The sequence below is a fragment of the Streptosporangium sp. CA-115845 genome, from assembly GCF_050943795.1.
GTDB lineage: Bacteria > Actinomycetota > Actinomycetes > Streptosporangiales > Streptosporangiaceae > Streptosporangium.
Genome location: NZ_CP191988.1, coordinates 3,975,031 through 4,001,134, shown reverse-complemented (window position 1 = coordinate 4,001,134; position 26,104 = coordinate 3,975,031). Strand labels below are relative to the sequence as shown.

Below are 26,104 nucleotides of genomic sequence, written 5' to 3'. Positions count from 1 at the left end.
GTTGCAAGTTGGGGCTTCTGTGGGGGCATAAGTTCACTAACACGCAAAGGGGAATAATGTTCGTTAAGCGCGTTGTCAAGAGGCTGGCAACTGCCGCCTCCGCCGCTGCGATCCTCGGGGTCGGCGGTCTTGCGATGACCACCTCCAGCGCAGCGGCCGTCGCCGACCCGGTTGGCGTGCTCGCGGTCGGCGGTGGCGTCAACAAGTGCTACGGCGAATACTTCACCAACCGCTGGAGCAGCACCTGCGACAAGGCATCCAAGTCGGGCAACTACTACACGGTCGCCACCTGCGCGAATGTTGGCGCTATGTACGGTGTCTCCGTGTACGTCAACCAGTACTCCTCGCTTAGCGGCTTCAGCGAGGGCACGTGCTACCCCGAGCGGGTTCAGTACGCCTCGACCGCAGTGTGGTACTAATCATCCCAGTCCCTAAACGGACAATAAGGTGATGCGGCCTGCGTGAAGCGTGCGCGGCTATGGACGCGTTTCGCTTCGCACGTTTCACGCAGGGCCGCTTGCGAGATGATCGCTGGTCAGTTCCTTTATTGAGCAATGTGAGAAGGCTTTGCCCTCAGAAGATATTCGTACGTCCAGGCACGATTTATGAGGAGCCAACTTGTTACGGAAGTCCGTAGCTCTCCGCTGCGCTGGCTGATCCTCCCGCTCCTCGCGCTTGATCTGATCTTTCTGTTTACCGGTCCGCGATACTGGATCGGCGTCTGGCCACAGGCGAGCGTCGTGGCGCAGCTCGCCGCGCTGTATCTGGGGCCGGCGATGGCCGGAGTCGCAGCGTGGCTGGCTGCCAGGCGAGGGCCTCAAAGCGAGGGGGACGACGGCCAGTCTCTGAGCGCTCGCCTGCGCTGGCGTGCGGCAACGGTACTCTTCGCCTCGACGGCCATCTATGGTTTGTCGGTATACGCGGCGGGTGCCATCGTCGCGGCAGCTGTCTCCGTGGCAGATGCGGGGCTGGGCTTTGTCTGGGTCGGCTCGATGCTGCCGGGCGTGGCGGTGATCCTTACCTGCACGGCGCTGGGGCACTCCGCCGGAGTGGTGACGCGGTCCACACTGCTGGCACCTCTGGCGTGTTTGGTTGGGTCCTTGGTGGTGCTGCGCTATTTTGCGAACAGCCTGAGCCTGCTGGTCTTCTACGGCGACCCTTACCGCGAAGTTGCACCGGCGGCGGTTTCCTTTCGGCTCGCAGCCGCACTCCTGGCCTGCGTGGCGGCGCTAGCCCTGACAGTGTCGCTGACGCGGTGGTGTGTGGGCCAGCGTCTGCGAGCGGCCTGCATGGTCGCGGGGAGTGTCATCGTCTTGCTGGCGGCCACTGGTCTGCTTTTTCTTGCGCCTTACGCGGGCCCGCTGGTCGTGGCCCGCGATGCGCCAGCCCCCCTGTGCTCGACCTCGTCACCGAAAGTGTGCGTGTGGCCCGAGAATCGCAAGTACCTTCCGGCCCTGAGCGCTATGGCCGAGCGCCTCCGGAACCTGCCTGCGGCGATTTCGACCCCTCCCGCCTTCTTCGAGCGTGGCCTGCGTAGCGGGCCGGGTGAGAGCGAGCAGAGCTTCGAGATTATCGAGGGCTATCTATGGTCGGCCGCTGACGGCATGGCTCAACAAGTACTCGATCTGTCGATGCCGCCTGCCTGCGAACCCGAGTCGCCCGCCGACGAGGATCGGGCTGTGCAGGCCCAGCGCGAATTGCTGACCTGGCTGAAGAGCCGCGCTATCGACGGCCGCCGCCCGGCTGAGATTCGTGGTGGCCCGTCGGTCGACCATGAGGCGATCGGGCGTCTGGTCTTGGAGCCGGAGCACACCCAGCAGATATGGGTACAGGAGCGTGTCAAGGTCATCAAGGAGACTCCGTGCGTCATGTGAGGCGCTCCCCGAGTCTGCTGGCCGCCGCCCGGCGCACCAGGGCGTAACCGTCGGCGGGCCAGGATGTGCCCGCTGCCAAGATCTCCGGCCGGACGCCTGGCATTAGTTTGGGGCTTCTGCGGCGTCCGGCCGGATAAACAACACGCACTTCGCAGAGTAGCCGATCCGCGACCTATGCGCGCTTTCGTTAAGGCCCCGAAAGGGCAACGAGGAGGCCTGGCGCCAAGGGCGCACCCCAGGACCTTTCGTCCGCGCGAACTTCCCCCAAGGACTCCCAAGTCATGCAAACAATCCTGCGGCAGCGTCTGCTGTGTTACACCCTCACTGTTGCCATCGTGGTCCGGCTGTGCACCGTGGCGGGCTTCGCGCCCGTGTGGTTTGACGACTCTTTCGAATACGTCGGCGTCGCTCAGCGGATGCAGCCCTACCCGGTACGGCCCAGCGGCTACTCCTTTCTCCTGTCGGCCCTGGAGCCGCTGCACAGCTTCGCCGCCGTTGCCGTCGTACAGCACGCCATGGGGCTGGGCACCGGGGTCATGGTGTACGCACTACTACGCCGCAGACTCCCGCGTCTTCCCCAGTGGGCGGCGGTGGCGGCCAGTGTGCCGGTCCTGTTCGACGCCCAGCAGATCTTTTTTGAGCACGCGATGCTCAGCGACGTGTTCTTCACCTTTCTGGTGACCGGCGCGATCACCGCCGCCCTCTGGCGGGCACGCCTGTCGAATCGGCGGGCACTGCTGTGCGGCCTGCTGCTGGCGGTGGCCACGCTCACCCGCTCCATTGGGCTGGCGCTGCTGATTCTGCTGGCTGCCCACCTGCTGCTTACGCGTCCTGGGTGGCGTCCGGCGCTGGCATTGCTGGTCGCAGTCGCGCTGCCGCTAGGCGCTTACGCCACCTGGTACGGGACGGTCCACGGGCGGCCAGCCCTGACCGGCGGGACGGGGGTTTGGCTGTGGGCTCGGACCATGCCGTTCATGGATTGCGATCGTCTGGTCCCGCCACCGGCTGAGGCTGTCTTGTGTCCCCGTCAGTCGGTTCAGGATCGGCCCCGATCCCCCTACTTCATCTGGTCGTCCTGGTCACCGCTGCGCAGCGTGCCGGGCTATCGGGTAGAAAGCCGTGCCGATCTTTTCCAGCCAGGAATCGATGCCTTGGCGCAACGCCTGGCCTTCAGAGCCCTTATCGCCCAGCCCGGCTCTTACGTGGCGACCGTCGGACAGGATCTGCGGCAGATGTTGATCTGGCGACGGGGCACCGATCCTCGACGCACGGACATCGGATACAACAGGTACGCCTTCCCTAATACCCGTCAACCCTTGCCCGGTGGTGACGTCAGGATTGCGGGGGCGACGGTCGCCGTCGATCTGCGGACTTACGAAGCCGGCCAGGTGAAGGTGGACTTCTTGGAGCCTTTCGCGTCGGCGATGCGCACCTATCAGACCTACGTTTTCATCCCTGGTCCCGTTTTCGCTGTTCTGCTCCTGGTGGCCTCATGTATGACCATCGCCGCCGCCGTCAACAGGCGCTGGCGAGGGGCGGCGCATGTTGCTTTCCTGCCCATGGCCGCCGCGCTGACGCTCGTAATAGCCCCAGTGCTCGTTACCAGCTACGACAGCAGGTATCTGCTGCCCGCATTGCCCTTGCTGGCGATGGCGCTGACCGCCTCATGCGCCGCGATCTTCAGCCGTCGTTCTCCGGGACGAATCAGCGAGCCGGACCAGACTCCAACCCTTGCGACTTGATCAATACTTGGTAAGCTTTCGGTTGAAAGGTCAGGCTTATGCACCCTGGTTGCAATTTGGGGCTTCTGCGGGGACATAAGTTCATTAACACGCGAAGGGGAAAAATGTCCGTTAAGCGTTTTGTTCGGAATGCTGCCACCGCTGCCACCGCTGCCGCGATTCTCGGAATCGGCGGCGTTGCGCTGACGACCTCCAGTGCAGCCGCCGACCCGGTCGGAGTGATGGCCGATGGCGGCAGCGTCAATCGGTGCACGGCCGAATACTTCACCAACCGCTGGAGCACTCGCTGCGACAGCGCGCAGAAGGAGGGCTACTACCGGACGGCAGCTGACTGCGAAGGCACCAACAGCTACGGGGCCTGGACCTACATCAACCAGTGGGCGACGGTTCGCGGATTCAGCTCCGGGACCTGCTACCCCGCCATTGTTAACTGGGCCGCCGCCCAGTACAAGGCCTCTTGACGCTGACGCGCGACACTGAAGTAGGAGCCCTCGCAGGAGGCTTCCGCTCCGCGTAGTCGCGTCGAAGCACGAGCAAGCCCCCGGCGCATCTACAGTCGGGGGCTTGTTCCAATACAGCACAATCCGGATCTCGCGCGACCATTTCGCCCGCTCGCTTCGGTGTCGCCGGACGGCTGCGCGGCTAGTGCGACGTTCCTCACCGGAAGTACAGATCCCCCGGTCCTGGCATCAGGAAGGCAGGGCCGACGATCCCGGCTTCCCCACAGCGCGTTCGCAACCTCATGGGGAACGGAGCACTAGGCGATCCGGAAGGCGATGCCGTTGGTAAGGAGGATCGCGGTGAGCGTCTCAACCTGCTCGGCGGGGACGGGGACGGTGGTCTCGGAGCCCTCAGCGGTGATCACGAAGGTGGTGGTCATTGCGGCGTCCCCTTAATGGTGGTGGTGAAGGTTTTTGTTATATCTTTATCATAGTCAACTATGCATCCGACAGGAATCTTGCGGCGGTTGGAATAACCTGAAATTTTCAGCCCCAGGACCCGCACACCGACACCTCCGCCCGGCCCGCACCTCCGGCTGATCCGCGACGCGCTCCGCCCTAACGTCCGCTGCTGCCGAAACTACGCTGGTAGCCGGCCGCCGCCCCCGACCCGCCAGGGCCGGGCCGCTGCGGCAGCGGCGCGTGGATCGCCGTCCCGCTGTTCGGTATCGGCAACAGCCCGTACACCAGGTACACCGACGCGTCGATCCGGCCCGGCGAGTCCGGGTCGGTCGGCATCCACGTCGCCCACTCCCGTTCGAGGTCGGTGTGAACCCCACGCAGCCGCACCTTGTCCAGAATCATCTGCTGCGCGATCGGCTCAGCCCGCAAGACCTTGCCCTGCTTGGCGCGAACCGACTTCACCAGCGGCGGCAGCTTCCGCTCCGGAATCTCCCCACTGCGCTGCAGCGCCTCCCACGAGGTGCGTATCGCCAGCTCGCACATGTCGCCGCCGTAGTTGCTCTCCACGAACACCACACCCGCGTTCGTCTCGTGCGCCAGCTTGCACGCCGCGGTGGACCACTCCGTCGACGACATGACCCCCGACCAGTCATGGGTGATCCACACCCGGCCGTCGTCGCCGAGGAACCCCCCGACCACGCCGGCGACATCACGGCCGCCACCCGACGGATCCACCGACACGGCGACCTTCTGCGGCTCGACACCGGCCCCCGGGTCGCGGAGCTGCCGCAGCAGCTCCTCCGACACCAGGGCACCCTCGGACGGCTGCGGGTCACCCTGCCCGAGCGCGTGCCAGTCCCGCACCAGCGACGTGCGTTTCATGTCGTGCCACCAGGCCAGCAGCGCCGCCCGATCCCGCGTTCTGACCTTGGGGTGCGGCAGCGGATCACCGGGCTGCCTGCCCAGCGGATCCGGCCCGAACTTCGAAGCGGCGATCGCCGGCAGGTGCACGACCTTCCACCGGCCGCCCTCCTCCAGACGGCCCTCCTCGGCCAGGCGACGGCCGGCCAGGTCGTCCGGATGCCACCTCGTCAAGATGACCACCACAGCGTTACGGTCCGGCTGCAGCCGCTTGAGCGCCGTGCTGGAGTACCAGTCGTGGACGGCTTGCCGCATACGAAACGACTCCGCGTCAGCACGGTCCTTATGCGGATCGTCGACCACCAGCAGGTTCACGCTGAAGCCGGTAAGGCCAGCTCCTATGCCGACGGAGCGGACGCCTCCGCCGGTGATGAGCTCCCAGTCCTTGGCCGCGCCGGAACCGGGCTTTTCGCGCAGGCCGTACTCAAGGCCGTACTCCTCGACGAGGTCGCGGATCATCTTGCCCCGGCGCAACGCCAGATCATCGGAGTACGACGCGACGGCGATCTTGTCCTGGGGGTGCAGGCACAGCCACCAGAACGGCCCCCACTCCGCAACAGAGGTGCTCTTACCGACCTGCGGAGGGGTCACGATGAGCAACCGGTCGTAGTCGCCGCGTTCGACGCCGGCGACCGCGTCGCCGATCACTCGCAGGTGCGGCCTCATCCGGAACTGCGCGTCCAGGCCACGGGCCAGAGTGACCGGGTTACGCAGCAGGTCTCCGCTGGTGGCGCGGGACGCGGCGGCCAGCCGCCGGTACAGGTCGACGTCGTCCAGGTGGCCCAGCTGGTCGGTGAGATCCTGGCCGCTCAACCGCGGACGCTGCCCTCGGGCAGTTCAGGCCGTGCGGGCCGGTCATGGCCGCTACCAGGGATCGGCCCGCGTGCGATCAGATGCGGCGGCCGCCGGCACAGCACTGCGGCCACCTCGTCGACAAGGCCGGCACCAACCGTGGACACAAAAAGCCCCTCCGTGGAAGGCCCGGCCCACGACCAGCGGCATGCGGCACATGGTACTGGCCGCCACTCACCTCCGGAGCGTGCGCCCGCGCCGCAGCACCCCGGCCGGTCACTCGTCGTCGAGGTCGCCGACCGCCGAGACGCGCCGCGCCACCTGCTCGGACAGGGCGGCGAGCTCCTGGCGGCGCTGCTCGGGTGTCAGCTCAGCGAAGCGGGCGATGAGCGCCGCCAGCGGGTCGGCGCCACCAGGCCCGGTGATCGCGATCGTGTCGGTCGGGTCGCCGAACAGCTGACGGCGTAGCCGCATCGTCGTCTCGGCCAGGCGGGTGAACTCGGTCCACGTCATCGTGTCGGGCCGCATGTTCGGCAGTGCCCGGCCGACGAGGCCCGTCATGGCGCGCAGGATCGTGGCGTCGGCTTCGGCGGCCCGGCGCCGCTCCTGTTCGAGCATCGCCTGGTACTGCTGCGTGTTGTGCGCGTCCCAGGCGGCGACCCGTTGCTGCCACAGGCAGACGGTGGCGAGGTTGCGGGTGTGGCCGTAGGACAGTGTCAGCCTTTCCGCAGCTTTCGTCAGCGTGCGAACAAGCCCGAGGTCACGGTAGGTGACGAACTGTCCGTATTTCTTCGCGCTTTCGCCGGGCTGACGATCCCAGGGGGGCACGGTGGGGTCGAGCTGGAACGTAGTCATGTGCCTCCTCGAGAAGGTTGGGCTCCGGCGCGGGCGGTTCCGATGGTGTGTCCCGGGGGCTGCGAGGGGGTGCTGGGCGTGTCTGGGGGCGGTCTGGGCCTGTGGGGGGTGCCGGGGTGGAGGTGGGGATTTCAGCTGGCGAGGGCCGGTTCGCTTCCGGTGTCGGTGTCGGTGTCGGTGTCGGTGTCGGCGCTTTCGAGGCGGGCTTGTTCGACTTCGCGGCGGGCGAGGTCGGTGAGCAGGGCGACCATCGTGGTGAAGTTGCGGATGTCGCGGCAGCGGCCGAACTCGTAGACGGCGGCTGAGAACTCGTCGAACTGTTCGGTGTTGGCGACGCCGAGGAGGTCGGTGGCGTTGTCGAGGATCTTGATGGCGTCTTTGAAGTCGGTCATCTGGTGGGGCAGGAACATCAGGGTGGCCACGCGCCAGTCGAACTCCCCGTGGGGGATGGACAGTTTCGTGTCGTCGGGGGCGACGGTGGGCAGGGCTTCTTCGGGCAGGCCGGTGGCGAGGAGGTCGTCGACGTTGTCGATGAGCGCGACGAGGTGGGCGAGGATGTCGCGGTCGGTCTCGCCGTGGAGCTCGTTGTGCGCGATCTGCTTAGCGATGATCTCTGAGCGTCGCATGGAGCGCATGTCGACGATGGCCCAGACGTGTGAGAGGCCGGCGGCGCGGGTGGCACGGCAGCGGTGGTGTCCGCTGATGACCTCAACGGGGCCTTCGCCGCGGGGCTGGTGGCAGTACGGCATGCTTTCCAGGGCTCCGCGGTTGCGGATGTTCTCAGTGAGCCGTTCGAAGTGGCGGGGCTGCATGACCTGCGCGTTGATGTCCTGCTCGCGCAAGGAGGCGATCTCTACTTGCATGACCCACAGGTCGTCGCCGATTTTCAGGCGGTCTGCTGACGGCGTGCCTTTCGCCATGTCTTCTCCTTCATGAGGAAGCGGGTACGGATGTCGTCGATGCTGTCGTCGGTCCAGTCAGCGCGGTAGGACAGCTTGTGCCCGTCGGGGTGCTTGTCGCGCTTCTCCAGGGTCATGAGGCCGCGGAGCCCCTTGACTTCGGGGTGGCGGGTCATCTCGACGGTGACGAGGCCGTGGGAGGCGGCGAGCAGGATGCTGGACTGGCCGACGAACACCAGCTTGGCGGTGTCGCAGCGTAGGGCGAGCATCGTGACCAGGCGGGTGAGGCGTTGGGTGAGGGTGGGTGCGCCGAACGCGAAGCGCAGCAGCAGGTGAGACTGCCAGCGGCTCTTGCCGTGCGGGAAAGGCCGGGTCATGGTTTCGGCGCCGTAGCCGATGACGCCGGCGGCGTAGCCGTCGATGGCGACGAGCACGTTGTAGGAGCCGGTGCTGGAGGAGATGCGGTGCATCCACAGGTTGCGGTAGTAGTCGCACTCGCTGCCCTTGACGGGGATCAGCTGGATCGTCGAGGTGGCGGTGACCTCGTGGTCTGGGGGGATGATCGGGAGCGGGGCGGGGTGGTAGGAGCGGGGTGCGCCGAGTGCCACCTTGGGGCCGCCGGTATAGGTGAAGATCTCGTCGGGGCGGTTGGAGATGACGTAGGCGCAGGAGCCGGGGCCGAGCGGGTGAGCGAACACCGGGCGCGGGTGCGCGGCCTGGCCGGTGCGGTCTTCCTGCAGGAACATGAGCAGCGCGGCTTTGCCTTCCATGTCGTCGGCCAGGCGCTGCATGTCGGTGTCGGGGTCGAACACGCTGTAGGTGGGTTCGGCCCATTCGATGCGGCCGCCGGTGTCGAAAAACTTTTCGAAGCCGCTGTTGTGCATCAGGTAGCCTTCGCCGATGTACGTGCGAGCGCTGGTGGAGATGGACTGCACCGGTGTGGGTCCGACCGGCTCGATGGAGACGACCTCGACGTGCTCCAGGACGCGGACGGCGCGTTTCTCGAGGGCCTGCTGCCCGAACTTGGCGATCAGCCGCTCGGGGCGTAGCTCGCCGAGGACACGGCAGATCTCGGCGAATCCGCCGGTCATGTAGTAGTTGGACACCGGCTTGCGGCTGAGCGGGCCGAGGGTGCGCATCGAGGAGGAGGCTGGCTTGAACCCGCACTCGGTGAGCCGGGACTGGATCAGCTCCGCGATTGGGCCGTCGGCTTGTGTGATGGAGAGCTTGTTGGCGTGGCCGAGCCGGAGGCTTCCTTCGCCGTCGAACATGCCGGCCAGCCAGCCCGCTTCGTACGACCGCTGCGGCTCCCATGTGTCCATGGCTCGCAGCACGTACCGGGCTTTGCGGGCCGGGCCGCGCCCGTTGTCCTTCAGTAGCTCGTCCGCGCGGATCCACTGTCGTTTAGCGCCCGGGCCGGTGGAGGCCAGCCACGGGTGATCGGTCGTGCAGACCACCGAATCGCCGTTGCCGAGGGTGACCCGCACGCACTCCTTCACGGTCGGCTGGGAGTGGGTGATGGTCGCGAACTGCCAGTTCCGGCGCGGGCCGGCTGCTTCCTCGTCGAACGCAAGGATGCGGTCGCCGACTTTCAGCTCCCCGCAGGGAACCCATTGGAGATCGGCTGTCAGGATGCGCTCGGAGCGCTCCAAGCACTTATAGGTCGGGGGGGCTGCCACGATGATCGTTCCTGGGTCGTCGGCGACCTGGGCGATGTGGTCCCACATGCATTGCGGGCGGAATCTGATGCCGGGTAGGCGGTCGGCGAGGCCTTTCAGGGAGTCGCGCAGGTGGGCGCGGTGCTCGTCGGCGCGGTCGACGATGTCGATGACGAGGCTCTGCCAGTAGTCGACTTCGGGTTTGGCCTGCATGCGGGTCAGCCAGTGGACGTACAGCAGGTGGGCGGCCTGGTCGACGGGGTCGGCGTCGGGGATGGGGACGAGTTCGCCGTCCAGGGTGATCTGGAGTGCGGCCAGGTCGCCGCCTGACACGAGGGTGCCGACGATGGCGGTGTAGAGGGTGACGTCGGATGTTTCCATGCAGGTGGTCGGGATGCCGGCGTTGGCGGCGACCAGGGTGGCGGCGAACGAGCCGACGCCGACTTCGACGTACCGGGTGTATGTGGCGGTGGGCAGGGCGTTGAACACCTGCCGGTAGAACGCCCGGTCGGGGGCGGCGGAATTACCCGCGAACAGCACTCCGGGGGCGGCGAATCCTGGCATAAGGCTTATCCCCCTATTGTGCGCAGACCGCAGAGGAGGACTCGAACCTCCGGCCTCCGCCTTCGAAAGGCGGTGCTCTATCCACTGAGCTACCTGCGGGGCAGTTGCAGCGGTCAGAATGCTAGCAGCTGCAGATCACCTGTTCCAATTTCCGGGATGTTCCATCCGTACCGTTGTTTGAACCATTCAGCGGCCCATCGGCGGTGGCAGGCTTCGCCGGCGTTGACGTTTTCGTAGCAGAGGAGGACGCCGCCTCTGCCGGGGTGCTTGCGGGCGACCGAGCGGAGTTCTTCCAGGATGGCGGCTTCGTGCTCGGCGAGGCGCTTGTTGTACACCCATCGTTCGGTGGGGATGTCGTCGATGTCCTTGTAGGGGGGTTTGAACAGTTCGTGCGGGGCGAGCGACAGAGCCTCCTCATAGGGGTATCGGACGAATCGCGGGCGGCCTACGGTGATGCGGATCGCGACTCCGTATTTCGGGTCGAAATCCTTGTACCGCCCTGTTGTCAATAGCAGAGGCTGACCGTTTACGAGTTCCATAAACTACGTCCTAATTTACGTTCAAATCGGCGGCTGTGTGTGCTGCGTGAATGGGGACGGCGTTTATCAATTACCTCCAGTGTGGAGACCCGGTCCTTCAGGGCCGGGAGGAAACGGGGCGCGGTGCCGCGTTTCTGGGTGGGTGGTGTAGCCGTAGCCGTCTGCTCGTTGGAGCAGGCGGACGTGGCGGTGGCCGATGCCCTGCACGGTGCCGTGCCGGGTGGTGATGTTGAAACTGCCGGTGGTGCGGACCGCGACACGGCCGCAGTGGACACCGGTCTTCTTGCCGCTCGATACGACGGTGCGGACCAGGTCGCCGGTGGCGAACCCCTTGACCTGCTTGGTCCGGGGCAGCCGCAACCTCGGGAAGCCGTAGCGGTCGGTGCGGGTGCGGGCGTAGGTGCCGCGCCCGGTTGCCTTGACCACCAGGACCGTCGAGGGCCAAGCGGTGACGCCTCCCAGGTGGCCGACGTGCAACGCGTCAAGGGTGTGCGATTTCGGCGCTTGGGTGCGGGAGCGGTTCCACTTTGTGCGGCCTCCGGAGGAGGTGGCCACGGGCAGACCGGTCGCCACCAGGGCCCGCCACAGCGCCCACCTGGTGGTGTTGACGGCGGCGGCGTCGCGCAGCGGAGTCTTCGCCTGCTTGAGGATCTTCGCCAGGAGGGCGGGCTTGCCTTTCAGGAACTCCTCCACCGGGGTGGCGTTCTTGGCCTGGTTGCAGCCGATGCAGGCCAGGGTGAGGTTGCTGATCCGGTCGGAGCCGCCCCGGCTGCGGGGGTGGATGTGGTCGAGGTTGAGCGGCACGCCACTGGCGCCGCAGTACGCGCACGCCCGCCCCCACGTGGCCAGCAGGTATTCACGCACCTCGTACCCGGCGAGGGTGCCTTGCTGATACTCCACGCCTTCCAACGGCTTGCCCGCCGACAGGGCGTGGGTGTCGAACGCGACCCGCTCCACATGGACGGCGGTGACGGGCGCCCAACGGGTGAGCCGGGTCACCCACGACAGGGTGGTGTCGACGCGGTGTCGCGAGGAGGGCGCGAGCCACCCTTTCGGCTTGGTGCGGTTGAGGAACCGGGGGGAGCGGTAGCGCAGGTTCGCGCTACGGCGTCGCCGCCGATAGTGCGAGCGGGCGGTGAGCTTGTCGCGGATTAGTGCGCCTCGGTGGTCGAGCTGGAGCGCATACCTGCCGGTCCGGTTGCTGTCGTGGTCGGTGAACACGGCCAGGCCGGTGTGCTTGGAGCCGGGGTCGATGCCCACTCGCACGCCGGTCACGGTGGAGTCGGCGACGGTCCGGTCTTTCAGGCGGATGACGAACGGGGTGTGGCGGGCCACCACCGCCCGCCCGGCCGCCAGCAGGCGGCGGGCGCGGGCGGGATGGCAGGGGTCGAGCGGGTGGCCGCGCTTGTCGAGGACGAACACGGCCGGGTGAACCTCACGGTTGGCTCCCTGGGGCGCCGAAGCGTCCTCGGGGTGACGCCGGTGCGGCGGTGCGGCCGCACCGGTCTCCCCTCGCCCAGGTTGAACACCCGTTGCCTTGCGGCGTCCACGTCCCGTTTCGTCCCCACCCCGGGGGTTGTCTGCTGACGTGGATTCGAGGGTCCGGAGCTGAGGAAGCACTCCGGAGTCGGTCTGCCGGCGTGTGTTCAACGTAGCCATCTGGATCACACCTCCAGTTCGTGATGGCTGGGGCTGGTCAACATGGGGCTTCAAGTGCGCGGTGCTGCACCTCAAGCCCCGGCCTTCAGGCCGGGGGCGTTGACTATGGCCAGTTTCTCCTTTCGTTTGGTCGTCGGTTCGGGGGCGCCCCCACGGTTAGGCGGGGGCGGGTCCGCTGGGCTGTCACGCCGCGACGGTGGAGGCATCGTCGGAGGCGGCCTCGGGGGCGGCGTCGGGGGCGATGTCGGGGGCGATGTCGGGGGCGATGTCGGGGGAGATCCGCAGTGAGCCGGCGCGGACGGCCGCCACCGCGCTGGCCTGGCGCAGCGCCGTGGTGGCCTTGCCGGTCATCTCCTTGAGGTAGTCGACGCGCAGGCGCTGGGCGGGCAGGCCGCCGGGGGCGCCGGCGAGCAGCAGCGCCAGCTCGGCGGGGTCCATGGTGGCGATCTCGGCGAGGATGGCGCCGGCGGCGCTGAGCCGCTCGATCTTCCCGAGGAGCAGGCGGCGGTCGGCGGCGAGCTGCTCGCGCTTGTCGTCGGGCAGGTCGAGGCCGCCGAGCAGGTCGGCCTGCTGGCCGCCGCCGCTGGTGCGCATCGTTTCGACGGCGTCTTCGGACAGGACGAAGAAGCTGCCCTGGCTGGCCTGCTCCTCTTCGGCCTTCCGGCACGCCTGGGCGAACGCTTCGGCGTCGCGGACGGTGGGGAACTCTCCGCGGGTGAAGCGGGCCAGGAACCGGTTCTGGTTGTCGGCTGCCAGGCAGGCGACGTACCAGGCGAGTCCCACCGGGATGTGCCCCTTGATCAGCGCCTCCTGCATGGAGGGGGACAGCTTGAGCAGGTCCACGCGCAGCTCGACGAAGTTGAGGGACTTGCCGCAGACGGTGGCGACTTCCTCCATCGTGTATCCGAAGTCGATCAGCCGCTGGAACGCCTTGCCTTCCTCCAGCGGGGTCATGTCGACTCTGCCGACGTTCTCGGCGACCGCCTTGGCGAACGTCTCCGGGTCGCCCTCCTCGACGCCGTGCAGCACCAGGCAGTGCATCTCGGGGAGGCCGGCCTGCTGGGCGGCCCTCCAGCGGCGCTCTCCCATCACGATGGTGTACCGCCGGGTCGTGGGGATGTAGCGGACGCTGATCGGCTGCAGTTGCCCGATCGCCTTCATGGAGGCGGCCAGCTCGTCGAGCTTCTCCTGGTCGAACACTTCGCGGGGCTGGTTCGGGTCGCGGTCGATCCGGTCGGTCGGAATCGTCTTCTGGCTGATCTTCGCGGGGGTGGCTGGCTTCGCGGCCTCCGGGGCCGTCTTGCTGGTGGTGGTCTTGATGGCCATCTGGCTCTCCTTCATGGTGGTGGAGGCAACCGCCCTTGCTATATCTAAATCATATGATGCTATACTTTTGATATCAATCGGGTTGGGGGTTTGAGCGGAGAAAAATCCCCTCCCCCGGCGCAGCGAAGCCGGCGCTCAGACCCGCCTCACGCAATGAGTTGCAGCTGCTTCGGACCTCGCAGCCCCTTCTCCCACGCCTCGTCGAAGCCAGGGTGATGTATCCCGAGTTCGGTGGAGTTGGCTTGGTTGACTCTCATGCCAGCTGGGCGTTCGGGTAGAGCATCTCGTACTCGATGGGGGTGAGCATCCCAAGGCGCTGTGGCGTCGTTGCCGGTTGTGGAAGATCTCCAGGTACTCGAAGATCGCATTTGCCAGCTCGATCCGGGTCTTCCATCGTTTGCGGTTGAGCAGTTCGGTCTGCATCCGTCCCCAGAACGACCCGATGACGGCGTTATCAAAGCAGTCACCGATCGAGCCCATGGAGGGGACCAGACCGGAGGCTTTGGCGCGCTGGGTAAAGGCCCAGGAGGTGAATTGCACCCCGTGATCGGAGTGGATCAGTGTTCCAGGCGACGGAGTGCGATTGCCGATTGCCATGCCGAGCGCGTTGGTGACCAGCGTGGCGGTCTGCGTCGAGTCGATGGACCAGCCCACCACGCGCCGAGAGTAGGCGTCCAGCACGACGCAGCAGTAGACCTTGCCCTCGCGGGTGGGGTGTTCAGTGATGTCGGTGACCCACAGCTGGTTCGGCGCAGTGCGGGCGAATCTGCGGTCGACCAGGTCCGCGGCGGTGGGTGTTTGCTGGATGGGCCGACGCCGCCGGTTGCCAGGGAGTCCTTTGATGCCGGCCCGGCGCATCAGCATGGCCACCGCTCCGTGCCCGACCGCGATGCCTCGCCCCATGGTGAGCTCGGCGTGCACCCGCAGGCCGCCGTAGACGCCGTTGGATGCGGCGTGCACTTTCCGGATTTCGTCGGTCAGCCAGGCATGCCGGAGCGTTCGAGCTGAGGGCGGCCGGTCTCGCCAGGCATAAAAGCCCGACTCCGAGACGCTTAAGATGCGGCAGCAGACCTGGATACTGATCAAGAAGTGTGGGCGTGAGGTAACTACCAGGCGCCTGCCAGGTGGTATTTGTCCAGGTGGCAGTCTTGAAGGATGAGGTACTCCGATAGAAGCGGAGGACTGTCCGCGCCAGAGCGGGACCGTCGGCAGAGGCTGCGGTTCCGGGCCGCGGACATGTTCGCCGGGGGAATCACCCCGACCCGGGTCGCCCAACTGCTGGGCATCACGCCCAAGTCCGCCTACGAATGGCACGCCCTGTGGAGTCGTGGAGGCAAGGCCGCGCTGGTCTCCAAAGGCGCCGCGGGCAACGGCTGCAAACTCACCGCCGAGCAGTTGAGGCTGCTGGAGACGCTACTGGGCCAGGGCGCCGCCGTGCACGGCTGGGACGACCAGCGCTGGACCAGCCCGCGTATCGCCCTGCTGATCGCGCGGAAATTCCACGTCTGCTATACCCCGCGTGCGGTGGCCTACCTGCTGCGGCGGCTGGGCTGGTCGTTCCAGGTGCCCGCGCACCGGGCCGGCCAACGCGATGAGGCGCAGGTCGCCACCTGGGGAAAGCGGGCGTGGTCGGCGATAAAAGCACCCGGGCGGCCTGGGGCTCGTGGCTCGTCTTCGCCGACGAGTCCGGCCAGAGCCTAAGACCGCCCAAAGGCAGAACCTGGGCACCCAAGGGCCACACACCGGTCCTTCCGGTGTCCTATCGCGGCTCGGGCCGTACCTCGATCGCCGCGCTGCTGTGCGTCCGGCCCGGCGAGCGGACCCGGCTGATCTACCGCACGCTCACCTATCACCGCCGTAAACACGAGAACAAAGGGTTCAACGAGGTGGCGCTGCAGTCCCTGCTGAACTCCGCGCACGCCCAGCTGGGCGGCCCGATCTCGCTGGTATGGGACAGCCTGCCCGAGCACGTCTCGGCCCGGATGCGCGCCTGGATCGCCAACCAAAAAGACTGGCTGCTGGTCTACCGGTTCCCACCGTATGCCCCCGACCTCAACCCCGCCGAGGGCATCTGGGCGGCGCTGCGCACCAAGCTGTTCAACTTCACCGTGAATGACATCGACCAGCTGACCGCCCTGATCAAGAACCGGCTCAAGCCCATGCAATACCAACCCGAACTCCTGGCCGGATTCATCGCCGAGACCGGCCTCGTCCTGTCCGACGCACCGTAGCAACGCCCAACTTTCAGGCTCAGTAACGCTAAATATCCACTCGATCACACTGTGACATTACGAACATCGGCTCACAAACCGCCCTCTCAGGGGGATATCTCTTCGACATGCCGACCTCTCCAAGGGGGCGGAGGCATGTAAGTCAACCAAAGCGACTCCACGAAAGCCGGAGTACATCATATGCTCCCGACCTCAATTCGGTGGAGGGCATCTGGTCGCTGTTGAACCGTGGCGGGCTGGCCAACCTCGCCGCAGCAAGCCTAGATCACCTGGTGCGCGTGATCAAGCAGGGTCTGAAGAAGATTCAGTATCGGCCGTATCTGATCGACGGCTGCCTGGCCGGAACTGGCCTGGTCCTCAAATCGTCGTAACTCCACGAATTAAATATCAGTGATCATTTTCTTCTCCCACTAAACCCATATCCAACATGTAATTTTTGTGATCCTAAACACCCTAGTAACTCTTTGATCTTGCTTGTACATTTTGATCGTTTTGCTCCCCCTCTAACTCGAATGGAGGTTGAGTGGACTCCCCCCTGAAGGTCCGCTCTTCCACGCCGGTACGCCGGCGTAAATCGCTCAACCGCGTCATGGTTATGGGTCTCACAGCCGCTCTCCTGACCACATCGACGCAGGCAGCCGAAGCGTCAACGGCGCCTCCAACGCCGCAGCCGAAAACACCACAAGCCAAGCTGGTGACCGAGCGCCCGGATCGGGTGGCAGCAGCGCTGACCGCACGACTGCAAGGCGGCCGGGTGCTGGTCACTAATGAGACGACGGAATCCAGCCTCACCTACGCCAACCCCAACACCTCCTTCACCACCGAAATCACCACCGGCCCGGTCCGAGTGCGGCAGGACGAGACATGGGCGCCGATCGACACCACCCTCGTCGAGCAAAGTGGTGTGCTGAGGCCCAAGACGGCCGCCGCGCAGGTGGAGTTCTCGGCTGGCGGTGATGCTCCACTGGCGAAAATGTCACGTGGGGATGATCAATCGTTCGCGTTGAATTGGCCGACCGCGCTGCCCAAGCCGCGGGTGGAGGGCAACAAGGCGACGTTCGTCGACGCCGCCGGAGCCGGGGCCGACCTGGTGGTCACCGCTTTGCCGACCGGTTTCCGGCATGACGTGGTGCTGCGGGAAAAGCCGACCGGTCCGGTGGAGTTCAAGCTCCCCATCGCCGCCAAAGGCCTCACCCTCGCCAAAACCGAGCAGGGCGGCCTGGCGCTGACCGACGGCAAGGGCAAGACAGTCGCCTCCGCCCCTAAGCCGGTCATGTACGACACCGCAGCCCAGCCCACACAAGGGGCGCAAAGCGCGACGCCACAAGTTCAACAAGCCCGGCAAGCCCCGTCGACCGGTGAGATCGATACCTCCGTGGTCACCGAGGACGGCCGGCAAGTGCTGGTACTCAAGCCCGATCCGGCGTTCCTGGCCGCCCCAGACACGCAGTATCCGGTGACGGTGGATCCCACCACGACGCTGGCGATCCAGACCGACACCACCTACCGGTCCGGCGCCAACATCAACAGCCCTGGCGGCCAGTCCCTGAACGTGGCCACTGATGACACCAGCGGCAGGCAGTTCTGGCGGTCGCTACTCAGCTTCAACACCACGGCGTTGGCCGGCCAGGTGGTTACCGACGCCAAGCTGAACCTGTGGCGTGACGAAGAGTCTTGGGGATGCGTCTCTGGCCAGGGCGTGAAAGTTCAGCGAGTCACCAGCGCCTGGCAAGCCAACAACACCTTCTGGAGCAACCAGCCAACCACCACGACCAGCGGCGAACAGAGCGCCAACGATGCGGCCGTCTGCACGGGCAGCGCTCCTGAAGGCCAGCAGGCATGGAGCTGGTCGATTACCCAGATCGCCCAGGCCTGGGCGGGCGGCGCGGCCAACCACGGAGTGATGCTGCGCCTGATCGATGAGCACCCGATCCAAAACGCCCGCCAGTACGAGCGATACTTCCACTCCTCGGAGATGACCGGCACCGGCGCCCACCCGCCCACACTGATCGTGACTTACGGTGCCACCCCGGCGATTGACCGGGTACGTACCGCCCCGATCAATGTCACCAACGGCACCGTCTACACCTCCACCACCACACCAGCGCTATACGCGTTCGTCAAAGACCTCGACACCGCAGCGGTCCGCGCCGACTTCGAAGTCGAACGCGACCCCGCCGAGGGCGGCGGGCAGCTGTGGTCCGGGACCGTGAACGACATCGCGGTCGGAAGCGAGGCCAAGGCCGTAGTACCGACAGGCGAGATCCCGGATGGCGCCAAAATCCGTTGGAGGGTCCGTGCCTTCGACGGCAACGAATACTCCGCCTGGTCGCCCTGGCAGTCGCTAACGGTAGACGCTACCGCTCCGGCCGCGCCTTTCGCTGAATGCAGCGATTTCCCCGTAGGACAGTGGCGCAACTGGCTCGCAACCAGCGAGACGATTTGCGAGATCGACACATCCGCAGGAGATGCACTCGATTACCTGTGGAGCCTTGACGATCCTTCCACCTTAATCGCTGAAGAGATCCCGCAACGCCCTAACGATCCGAGCAACAAGGGTACAGTCCTTGAATTCGAACCCCTTGAGGGATGGCACACCCTCTACGTGAAAGTCCGCGACAAGGCCCACAACACCTCAACCGTAAGCACTTACAGCTTCGGCGTCAGCCCAGGCGGAATCGTCAGCCCCAAGGACAAGACACGCACCCAGCGGGCAGTGTCCCTGATCACAGCAGGACCGCCTACGCGCACCCAGGTGCGCTATGAGTACCGCCGAATCGGCTACGGCCTCGGAACCTACACACCCGTTCCACCGGCAGATGTGACCGTTCCCGGTTCGGCACAACCGATCGGTTCCTGGCCACAGACCCGCCTCGACACATCAAAGAACTTCCCGGAACTGTCGTGGGATCTGGCTAAGACCCTCCGAGACGCACAGATCACAGATAACGCGATTGAACTGCGCGTGTGTCTGACCGGCGGCGCCACTGCTGCGGAATGCACCAAACCGATCACCGTGATGCTAGACCAATCCGCCTTCGGCGGCTCCTACGCTACCGATGACCTGGGCCCCGGCGAGGTGGCCCTTAACACGGGTGACTACTCGCTGACTGAGTCCGACGCCGAGCTCTTCGGCCTGTCGGTGGGACGTAGCCACACCACGCTCAAGCCCACCATCACGATCACAAGCGGCCCGACGGGGGTGTTCGGTCCCGGTTGGAAGGCGGCCTTCCCTGCCGGATCCTCCGACGTCAGCCCCTACCAATTGGAGGGTGACCCAGCCGGAGGGGTGCTGACGTTGGTCGGCCCCAACAGCGAGACGCTCAGCTATACCCGCGCCATCGACGGCACCTTCAAGGGGGTGGGCGACGCCGCCAACGGCTCGAAAATCATCGTGGACTCAGCAACCCAGGTCACTCACCACGACTCCGCTGGCATCCGAACCGCCTATACCTGGTCGGGTGGCCGCTGGCTGATCACCAAAACCGAAGACGCCGCCGAGAAGTCCACCTTCACCTACAGCCGGGATGCTCAGGGCCGGGTGATCCGGATGAACGCCCCTGCTCCCACGGGCGTGACCTGCGGTGCCATCCTGGTCGCCGGCTGCCGGACGCTGGAGATCGTCTACGCGTCGGCGACCACCGCGACCGGCACTGGGTCAGGTTGGGGCGACTACAACGGGCTGGTTAAGCAGATCGCCTTCACCGCCTACGATCCTGAGACCGTAGCGATGAAGACCGTCCCAGCAGTCACTTACAGCTACGACTCCACCGGACACCTGCGCACGGTGACCAACGCCCTTACCGGGCTGACCAGCACCTACTACTACAACGCCCAGGGCCGCATCTCTCAGATCACCCCGCCCGGGCTCGCCCCATGGCGGATGGACTACGACAGCACCGGGCGCATCGCCCACGTCCAGCGTGAAGGCGGAGACGTCGACCCGACCGAAGCGGTGGTCTACAACGTCCCGATCGGCGGAATCGAGGCTCCGATCGACCTGACCTTCGCCGAGACCGCCAAGTGGGGTCAGTTCTCCGGCCTGCCTCGCGTGGGTGTGGCGATCTTCCCCCCTTCCCGGGTTCCGGCCCGCGGGGGCGACGGCGCCTACCAGCCCTCAGCCGAGGACTTCAAGGACAGCAAGATCTCCTATTTGGACGTCAACGGGCGTGCGGTAAACGCCGCGGCCTTTGGCGCTGGCGCCTGGCAGATCTCTGCGGCCAGTTATGATGACAAGGGCAATCCGATCTGGGCTCTTACCCCGGGTAATCGGATACAGGCCTTGACACCGAACGAGGACACCGACCCGTACGTGGCCGCGCGCAGCGATTCGGTCGAGCGAGCCAACCTGCTAGCGTCGAAGAGTACCTATAACGCCTACAGTGACCTTCTTACTAAGGATGGCCCTGCCCATCAGGTAAAGCTCGCTTCCGGTGCCTACGCGACTGTGCGTGAGCATTCCATGCTGACCTATGACGAGGGCAAACCACGCTCGGACATCGATTATCACTTGGTGACCACGTCTAAAAGCGAGCCGATCGTCCTAGACGGTGCTGCTGTTCCCACCTCCGCTGATACCCGCATTATCAAAACGGGCTACGATCCAATCGCCAGTGGCGATGCCTCTGGCTGGGATCTTCGAACAGCGACCAGCGCTATCGTCATCGTCGACGGCCAGGCTGACCTAGTCCGAAAAACACGCTATAACGCCATCGGCCAGGTGACCGAAGAGCGTATGCCGCAGAGCAATGGCGCGGACGCTGGGACGAAGATCACCAGCTACTACACTGCCGACAGTTCAGGACCCGCCGAGTGCCGCAAGCCCGAGTGGGTAGGCCTGGTCTGCCAAAGCGGCCCGAAAGCTCAGCCAACCTCGGGCAAGCCGCTACCGACTTCGAAAGCCGTCGCTTACAACTACTTCGGCCAGCCAACGATCGCCACCGAAACCGCTGGAACGGTAACTCGGACAGTGACCGTTCGCTACGACGGCGCTGGGCGAGCCATAGGAATGAAGACCGAAGTGACCCCGGAGGCCGAAGGCGGCGTCGCGATCCCGGAAATCACCACCGTCTACAATCCGGCGACGGGCCTGGTTACCAGCCGTGCCATGGCTGGTACATCAACTTCCACCGCCTATGACACGTTTGGCCGTTCACTGTCTTATACCGACGCAGACGGCAATATCTCCGCCATCACCTACACCATCGATGGCAAGCCTGCCACCACCACTGACGGTAAAGGCACCACGACCTACACCTACGACGGCACCGACTATTGGGGACGGCAAGAGCATCGTGGCCTGCTCACCAAGGTCGATACTCCCGGCGTTGGCGCCTTCCAGGGCGTCTATGGTGAAGACGGTCAGCTCATTCAACAGGCCTACCCCAACTGGCTCATCGCCGAGTACCGCTACGACAATGTCGGCAATGACATCGCTCTGACCTACTCCAAGGACCAGACACAATGGCTGAAGTTCACCAGCACCCCTGGCGCTAACGACGGTGTAGTCCAAGAGACCAGTCCTATCAGCAGGCAAGACTACACCTACGACACCGCAAACCGTCTGACGAAGGTTGCTGACAGCTACGCCGGAAGATGCACGACCCGCGTGTACGGCTTCACCCTGAACAGCAACCGCAGCAGCCTTGAAACCTACAGTCCGGCAGCCGATGGCAGCTGCTCCACCACAAATCCAGTGGCACGGGCCTATTCTTACGACCAGGCCGATCGGCTCATAGATACCGGCTATACCTATGACGCGTTCGGCCGCACGACCGCCCTGCCCGTGACCGATATTTCTGGCGGTTCAGCTGTTTCCCTGAGCTACTACGCCGATGACTTGGTCGCTTCCATGGCCGCTGGTGGGGAAAGCCGCACCTTCACCCTCGACCCGGAAAAACGCATCCGCTCTACAGTCCAAGTCGGCGGCACGACGCCCGGAACCATGGTTAATCACTATGCCGACTCCGACGATCGGCCCGTATGGATCGCCGAGGCTGATGGTTCCTGGAGCCGCTACCTCGAAAACATCAGTGGCGATCTAGGAGCGATTCAGCGATCCACCGGTCAACTCACTTTACAACTAGCTAACTTGCGCGGCGATATCGTCGCTACCGCTGATGCCAGCATTCTCACTACCGGAATCAACTCTTACTCCGAGCAAACCGAATACGGTATCAACCGAGCCGAGAACACCGCCACCCCCCAGCGGTATGGATGGCTCGGCTCCAAGCAACGCTCAAATGACGCGCTTGGCGGCCTTGTTCTTATGGGTGCGCGTCTCTATAACCCTACGACAGGACGCTTCCTTCAAGTAGACCCTATCAATGGGGGCAGCGCTAACTCCTACGACTACTCTGGTCAAGACCCCGTTAATCGGTCCGACCTTGACGGAAAGTGCTTTTGGGACGCGTGCGTCGCCGAAGCATACGCTGTCGCAGTAATCGGTGGCCTGGTAATTGCACTTGCCACCTCAATAGCTGTCAAAAGCGCATATGACCAGTGCATGGAAAGGGGGTGCACGCTAACTTTTTCGTGGCCCAGTAGCGGAAACGTAACTGCTGGCCCGCTTGCAGTGAGCGTACCCTATCCAAACCCAAACGCTCCTTCAGCAAAGAAATACAGGAATACGCTATACATCGTCTACAAGATCGAAAGCCCGACGGGTTTGGTCTGGAAATATGGAATCAGCCGCGTAGGGAAAAGCAGGCCAGCAAGTCAGATAAGTAAATGTAATGCATACTACGGCGTCCGATCCGGATGCACATACGGAATCGTCATGACAACTCGCGGGTGGTATAATGCCCGATTGACGGAGGCTCGACTGATCGCTGGCTACGTGCGCGTTTACAAGAAATGCCCGCCCGGCCAGAGGAAGAGTTGTCGCTAAATACCAAATCCCACAAAATCGCACCTTCGATCGATCGTTTTCTAAATTAATATAGTTTCCAGGGTGGTCACCTACGACCACCCTGGAAACTATTAACAGATCAAAATATCTATACGAGGGAGAATCTATATGATGGCCGAGGATAGGTTTTGGGAAGTTATCAGCCTACTCGGCGGAGCAGTGAGTGAAGACTCGGCGCTACGGCTAGACCGAGCTATTCGCCGCTTAACTCCAGCCGATGCATCGGACTTCATGGACCATCTCACTAGAAAGCTGAGTGACCTAACAGAGCTTCCCCTAGAGGGTATTCCGGTTTCTGACATTACCGATCCAGAAGACGTTGAGCCACTGCCACTCGTGGGCGACAGTCTCCGATACTTCTATTACGCCGTAATCGCCTCCGGAAAAGACAGCTATAAAGATGTCAAGGAAAGCCCATCAAATATCTCAAAGAAGCGATGGGATTTTTCCGAATCCGAACTTTTTATCGAAGTAGTCTCGGCAATTCTATGGGAAAATGATGGCACGCAATGGGAGTCTGTAGACCCTACCGCTTCCACACAATGTCCAGGAGAGAATGCCGAGAGCGAGGCCGAAGAGCCATGGTGGTATGCTCCTACACACGGCACCATAAATGTCAAGCTTCCCATGAATTACCGTCAAGCGATAGTCAAAGTCACCGAGGCTATAAATACCTCAAAAAAATGGAAGTCATGGTGGCGAGAATCATCACTCGATCACCTAGACGCCGATATTCTAATCGGAACTAATCGCCCCTCCGTAGTATTCAAATTGGGTCGCAAGGCACTAAAAGCAGAATTTGAGATGGGTCCATCGCGTTTCGAAAACAAAGGGCCTTCCGAATTAATGGATCTCGCCCTAGAAGAAGTTCAATACGTAATGAATAAAGTGGCAGATCGACTAAAGCTTGGACCGGTTCCTCCAATCGCAGAAATAAGAGAAGAAATTCACCGTACACACACATAAGCGCATCGCCGGAGAAGCGTCGGATGACCATCGCCGTCGGTACGCTGAGTGGGCTAACCGCGCTGTTGTAGCCGAGCTTCCCCTCGAAGCAGGAGAAGAGGAGGTCATCGTCTCCTGTCAGGAACATGACCTCTGCCTGCAGGAGGCCCTGGCCGTCATCGGCTGCGACCGGCGCCTTGAGGCCTTGGTGGCTGACCAGTTCAACGCTTCGAGCCCGAAACGCGTGGCGGACGCGGCGTCAACCGGCAAAGGACAGTGTCAACTCCACCGACTGACTTGTCCGATGCCGGGTGGGAAGCTCTTGCCCCGCTGGTTCCGCCGTCCAAGCCGGGCGGTCGCCCGGCGGTGCATGAGCGGCGGGAAATCGTCAATGCGCCGGCCTACTGGCTGCGGGCCGGGTGTGCCCGGCGGTTGCTGCCGCGCGATCTGCCGTCCTGGCAGACGGTTTATCACTACTGGCACCTGTGGCGGATCGAGGGTCGCTGGGAGCAGATGCTGACGGTGCTGCGGGAGGCCGAACGCATCCGGCAGGGTCGGCCACCCGCTGCCCAGCGCGGGCATCGTGGACAGCCAAAGCGTGAAGACCACTGAAAAAGGGGGATCCACGGCTACGACAGCGGCAAGAAGGCCAATGGTCGCAAGCGTCATCTGCTTGCCGACACGCTTGGGATCGTCTGCAAGGTGTACGTGAGTGCGGCGAACATCGGTGACCGGGACGGGGCCGCGGTGTTGTTGAGGCGCTCCACCCACCCCGTCTCTTCCAAAGCGGTTTCGTACACCTCCTCGCGCAGCGGCTGATAGTTATCTGCGTCTGCGGTGTGCGCAGCCGCGACGCGGGCCAGGGTGTCCAGCGCCTGTGCCAGGGTGCCGCCCGCCTCAAGGCAGTCGCGGGCGGCCTGGGCGGGGCTGTCGCCGCACGGCGGCGGGCGGTCAGGGGTGGGGGTGGTGTTCACGAAGCAACGTCCTTCCGGTAGGGGCGGCGGATGCCGCCGCGCCGTTCGAGTGGGCTACGGGAGCGAGCCGCTGAGGAGGTAGGGCTCGAACGTCCACGTGCGGTCACCGCAGGTGACGACGATCTCTTCAGGAGTGCTGCCCCGCAGTGGCTGAGTGTCAGTGACGATGTAGCGGACGGTGACGTCGAACTCCTTGCCGGTGTGGTTGCGCAGGTCCCTCCGGATCAGCGCAGCGATCTGACTGTCGGTCGCGTACCGGAGGGGGACGTATTCGCCGGTTATGCACTCGGTGCAGCCGCAGTCGAATGGGTCGATCGCAATAACTCTCGGACGGGACATGGGGTGCTCCTTTGGTGCACGTACGCGTGAGCTGGGAAGGGCAGCGCGGTCGGCCCGGCCGGGGGGTTAGAGGAGTCCGCCGTGGGCGGCGTACCAGCGGCCGAGAACCTCGCCGTACTCGTCGTGCTGGCCGTCATCCACCACGATCACATCGCGGCTGAAACCGTCGTCGGTGCGGACCGCGATGCGCTCAGGCAGGTGGCGTTTCCGCCGGCGAGCTCGGCCTTGGCGTACGCCTCGACGTAGCCGACGTAGTAGCCCTTGGCGGCGTCGGTGGCTCGGGCCTTGCGGGGATCCTTGGCCTTGGAGGGGCCGAACCAGCCGCGGGTGCGGCCGTTGGGGTCGTCGGTGGCGAGCAGCACCCAGTAGTAGCCCCAGTCGCCTTTCACCCGCTTGGCTGCCACCAGGTTGCCGGCCAGGTCGAACAGGGCGGGGAAGGTGGCGCGGCCGCCGGCCTCTTCGAGGTCGGCCTGCAGCCGCTTCTGGGCGGCCATCAGGCCAGACGCCCACTGGGATACGAAGCCGTCGGTGTCGCAGCGCTCGCGGGACTCGTAGGCGTCGAGGTCGTGCTGGGCGGCTTGGGCGCGGAGTTCGGTGGCGGTGGTCACGGTGTCTCGCTTTCAGCGGGGAAGGTGGCTGGGGCGGGATGGCCCGGAGCCCCAGTGAGGGGCTCCGGGGCGGGCCGGCTACCGGCTGGTGTGCGTGGCGAGCAGGTCGGCCGACCACTTCGTGCCGATCGCCGTGACGAACGCGGCGAGCCCGGCGGCCGCCTCGGCGTCCCAGCCCTCGGTCAGCGCCGCGGTCTTCGCGGTGGTTCCGGCGGCCTCGGTGGCGGCCTCGACGGTCAGGCCGGCGAACACGCCACGGCCGATCTCGGTGAGCGCCTGGGCCTTGAGGTCGGCGAGCAGGACGACGGTGGTGGCCATTTCGACTCCTTGAGGAGGGGGAAGCTGCTTTTCGTTATATCTAAATCA

Annotated in this window: 21 protein-coding genes, 1 tRNA gene and 1 pseudogene; 10 read left to right on the top strand and 13 right to left on the bottom strand. The window is 64.6% G+C overall.

Going from position 1 to position 26,104, the window contains the following annotated elements; genetic code table 11:
* The first annotated feature begins 134 nt into the window (after window positions 1–134).
* The 4 genes from ACQP0P_RS20495 to ACQP0P_RS20480 all read left to right on the top strand — a co-directional run bounded on the left by ACQP0P_RS20495 (window position 135) and on the right by ACQP0P_RS20480 (window position 4,077).
* Window positions 135–419 carry a hypothetical protein gene (locus tag ACQP0P_RS20495; protein ID WP_433379280.1) on the top strand — a complete coding sequence of 95 codons (285 nt, stop codon included), beginning with the start codon at window positions 135–137 and terminating at the stop codon, window positions 417–419.
* A gap of 186 nt (window positions 420–605) precedes the next feature.
* Window positions 606–1,874, top strand: coding sequence for a DUF7224 domain-containing protein (locus ACQP0P_RS20490; RefSeq protein WP_433379277.1), 1,269 nt, complete (start codon window positions 606–608; stop codon window positions 1,872–1,874).
* A gap of 281 nt (window positions 1,875–2,155) precedes the next feature.
* Window positions 2,156–3,616, top strand: a complete 1,461-nt coding sequence (locus tag ACQP0P_RS20485) for a hypothetical protein (RefSeq protein ID WP_433379274.1) — start codon at window positions 2,156–2,158, stop codon at window positions 3,614–3,616.
* Window positions 3,617–3,720: 104 nt separating this feature from the next.
* Window positions 3,721–4,077, top strand: a complete 357-nt coding sequence (locus tag ACQP0P_RS20480; protein WP_433379271.1) for a hypothetical protein — start codon at window positions 3,721–3,723, stop codon at window positions 4,075–4,077.
* A 296-nt stretch (window positions 4,078–4,373) separates the two neighbouring features.
* On the opposite strand, the gene ACQP0P_RS20475 is transcribed toward ACQP0P_RS20480, so the two are convergent.
* The 10 genes from ACQP0P_RS20475 to ACQP0P_RS20430 all read right to left on the bottom strand — a co-directional run bounded on the left by ACQP0P_RS20475 (window position 4,374) and on the right by ACQP0P_RS20430 (window position 14,817).
* Entirely contained in the window at window positions 4,374–4,496 is a 123-nt protein-coding gene (locus ACQP0P_RS20475) for a hypothetical protein (RefSeq protein ID WP_433379268.1), read from the bottom strand.
* A gap of 178 nt (window positions 4,497–4,674) precedes the next feature.
* Entirely contained in the window at window positions 4,675–6,252 is a 1,578-nt protein-coding gene (locus ACQP0P_RS20470) for a terminase large subunit domain-containing protein (protein WP_433379266.1), read from the bottom strand.
* Between the two features lie 255 nt (window positions 6,253–6,507).
* Entirely contained in the window at window positions 6,508–7,086 is a 579-nt protein-coding gene (locus ACQP0P_RS20465) for a hypothetical protein (RefSeq protein ID WP_433379263.1), read from the bottom strand.
* 131 nt (window positions 7,087–7,217) lie between these two features.
* Entirely contained in the window at window positions 7,218–8,006 is a 789-nt protein-coding gene (locus ACQP0P_RS20460; protein WP_433379261.1) for a ParB N-terminal domain-containing protein, read from the bottom strand.
* Window positions 7,973–10,207, bottom strand: coding sequence for a Hint domain-containing protein (locus ACQP0P_RS20455; protein ID WP_433379258.1), 2,235 nt, complete (start codon window positions 10,205–10,207; stop codon window positions 7,973–7,975). Before ACQP0P_RS20455 ends, ACQP0P_RS20460 begins: the two co-directional genes overlap by 34 nt.
* Before the next feature lie 26 nt (window positions 10,208–10,233).
* Window positions 10,234–10,306: transfer RNA gene (locus tag ACQP0P_RS20450), tRNA-Arg, on the bottom strand.
* A 14-nt stretch (window positions 10,307–10,320) separates the two neighbouring features.
* Window positions 10,321–10,746 (bottom strand): hypothetical protein, encoded by a 426-nt coding sequence (locus ACQP0P_RS20445; protein ID WP_350946919.1) that lies wholly within the window; start codon window positions 10,744–10,746, stop codon window positions 10,321–10,323.
* 66 nt (window positions 10,747–10,812) lie between these two features.
* Entirely contained in the window at window positions 10,813–12,168 is a 1,356-nt protein-coding gene (gene iscB, locus ACQP0P_RS20440; protein ID WP_433379255.1) for an RNA-guided endonuclease IscB, read from the bottom strand.
* Between the two features lie 420 nt (window positions 12,169–12,588).
* Complete coding sequence (locus ACQP0P_RS20435) at window positions 12,589–13,731, bottom strand: ParB/RepB/Spo0J family partition protein (RefSeq protein ID WP_433379252.1); 1,143 nt, start codon at window positions 13,729–13,731, stop codon at window positions 12,589–12,591.
* Between the two features lie 135 nt (window positions 13,732–13,866).
* Entirely contained in the window at window positions 13,867–14,817 is a 951-nt protein-coding gene (locus ACQP0P_RS20430) for an IS3 family transposase (protein WP_433379249.1), read from the bottom strand.
* A gap of 69 nt (window positions 14,818–14,886) precedes the next feature.
* On the opposite strand from ACQP0P_RS20430, the gene ACQP0P_RS20425 reads away from it, so the two are divergent.
* From ACQP0P_RS20425 to ACQP0P_RS20400, 6 genes and pseudogenes are all read left to right on the top strand, one after another.
* A protein-coding gene (locus ACQP0P_RS20425) for an IS630 family transposase (protein WP_433365717.1) occupies window positions 14,887–15,962 on the top strand; the annotation gives its coding sequence in 2 pieces (ribosomal slippage) (window positions 14,887–15,430 and window positions 15,430–15,962; 1,077 coding nt in all).
* Window positions 15,963–16,138: 176 nt separating this feature from the next.
* Window positions 16,139–16,333 (top strand): annotated as a pseudogene (locus tag ACQP0P_RS20420) (IS630 family transposase); the annotation flags it as partial.
* Window positions 16,334–16,485: 152 nt separating this feature from the next.
* Window positions 16,486–22,851, top strand: a complete 6,366-nt coding sequence (locus ACQP0P_RS20415) for a DNRLRE domain-containing protein (protein ID WP_433379246.1) — start codon at window positions 16,486–16,488, stop codon at window positions 22,849–22,851.
* Between the two features lie 129 nt (window positions 22,852–22,980).
* On the top strand, window positions 22,981–23,838 hold the full coding sequence (locus tag ACQP0P_RS20410; protein WP_433379243.1) for a DUF4240 domain-containing protein: 858 nt from the start codon (window positions 22,981–22,983) through the stop codon (window positions 23,836–23,838).
* A 276-nt stretch (window positions 23,839–24,114) separates the two neighbouring features.
* Complete coding sequence (locus ACQP0P_RS20405; protein ID WP_433379240.1) at window positions 24,115–24,429, top strand: transposase; 315 nt, start codon at window positions 24,115–24,117, stop codon at window positions 24,427–24,429.
* A gap of 9 nt (window positions 24,430–24,438) precedes the next feature.
* Complete coding sequence (locus ACQP0P_RS20400) at window positions 24,439–24,636, top strand: transposase (RefSeq protein ID WP_433381984.1); 198 nt, start codon at window positions 24,439–24,441, stop codon at window positions 24,634–24,636.
* Between the two features lie 209 nt (window positions 24,637–24,845).
* On the opposite strand, the gene ACQP0P_RS20395 is transcribed toward ACQP0P_RS20400, so the two are convergent.
* From ACQP0P_RS20395 to ACQP0P_RS20385, 3 genes are all read right to left on the bottom strand, one after another.
* Window positions 24,846–25,130 (bottom strand): hypothetical protein, encoded by a 285-nt coding sequence (locus tag ACQP0P_RS20395; protein ID WP_433379237.1) that lies wholly within the window; start codon window positions 25,128–25,130, stop codon window positions 24,846–24,848.
* Between the two features lie 146 nt (window positions 25,131–25,276).
* Window positions 25,277–25,738, bottom strand: coding sequence for a hypothetical protein (locus ACQP0P_RS20390; RefSeq protein ID WP_433379234.1), 462 nt, complete (start codon window positions 25,736–25,738; stop codon window positions 25,277–25,279).
* 78 nt (window positions 25,739–25,816) lie between these two features.
* Window positions 25,817–26,056: a hypothetical protein gene (locus ACQP0P_RS20385; RefSeq protein WP_433379231.1), complete on the bottom strand. Its 240-nt coding sequence runs from the start codon at window positions 26,054–26,056 to the stop codon at window positions 25,817–25,819.
* Window positions 26,057–26,104 lie beyond the last annotated feature (48 nt).

Coding starts and splice junctions, on each gene's coding strand:
- ACQP0P_RS20495 (WP_433379280.1), top strand. CDS start 135: ATGACCACCTCCAGCGCAGCGGCCGTCGCCGACCCGGTTGGCGTGCTC.
- ACQP0P_RS20435 (WP_433379252.1), bottom strand. CDS start 13,731: ATGGCCATCAAGACCACCACCAGCAAGACGGCCCCGGAGGCCGCGAAG.
- ACQP0P_RS20445 (WP_350946919.1), bottom strand. CDS start 10,746: ATGGAACTCGTAAACGGTCAGCCTCTGCTATTGACAACAGGGCGGTAC.
- ACQP0P_RS20485 (WP_433379274.1), top strand. CDS start 2,156: ATGCAAACAATCCTGCGGCAGCGTCTGCTGTGTTACACCCTCACTGTT.
- ACQP0P_RS20460 (WP_433379261.1), bottom strand. CDS start 8,006: ATGGCGAAAGGCACGCCGTCAGCAGACCGCCTGAAAATCGGCGACGAC.
- ACQP0P_RS20475 (WP_433379268.1), bottom strand. CDS start 4,496: ATGACCACCACCTTCGTGATCACCGCTGAGGGCTCCGAGACCACCGTC.
- ACQP0P_RS20490 (WP_433379277.1), top strand. CDS start 606: ATGAGGAGCCAACTTGTTACGGAAGTCCGTAGCTCTCCGCTGCGCTGG.
- ACQP0P_RS20455 (WP_433379258.1), bottom strand. CDS start 10,207: ATGCCAGGATTCGCCGCCCCCGGAGTGCTGTTCGCGGGTAATTCCGCC.
- ACQP0P_RS20395 (WP_433379237.1), bottom strand. CDS start 25,130: ATGTCCCGTCCGAGAGTTATTGCGATCGACCCATTCGACTGCGGCTGC.
- ACQP0P_RS20385 (WP_433379231.1), bottom strand. CDS start 26,056: ATGGCCACCACCGTCGTCCTGCTCGCCGACCTCAAGGCCCAGGCGCTC.
- ACQP0P_RS20410 (WP_433379243.1), top strand. CDS start 22,981: ATGATGGCCGAGGATAGGTTTTGGGAAGTTATCAGCCTACTCGGCGGA.
- ACQP0P_RS20465 (WP_433379263.1), bottom strand. CDS start 7,086: ATGACTACGTTCCAGCTCGACCCCACCGTGCCCCCCTGGGATCGTCAG.
- ACQP0P_RS20480 (WP_433379271.1), top strand. CDS start 3,721: ATGTCCGTTAAGCGTTTTGTTCGGAATGCTGCCACCGCTGCCACCGCT.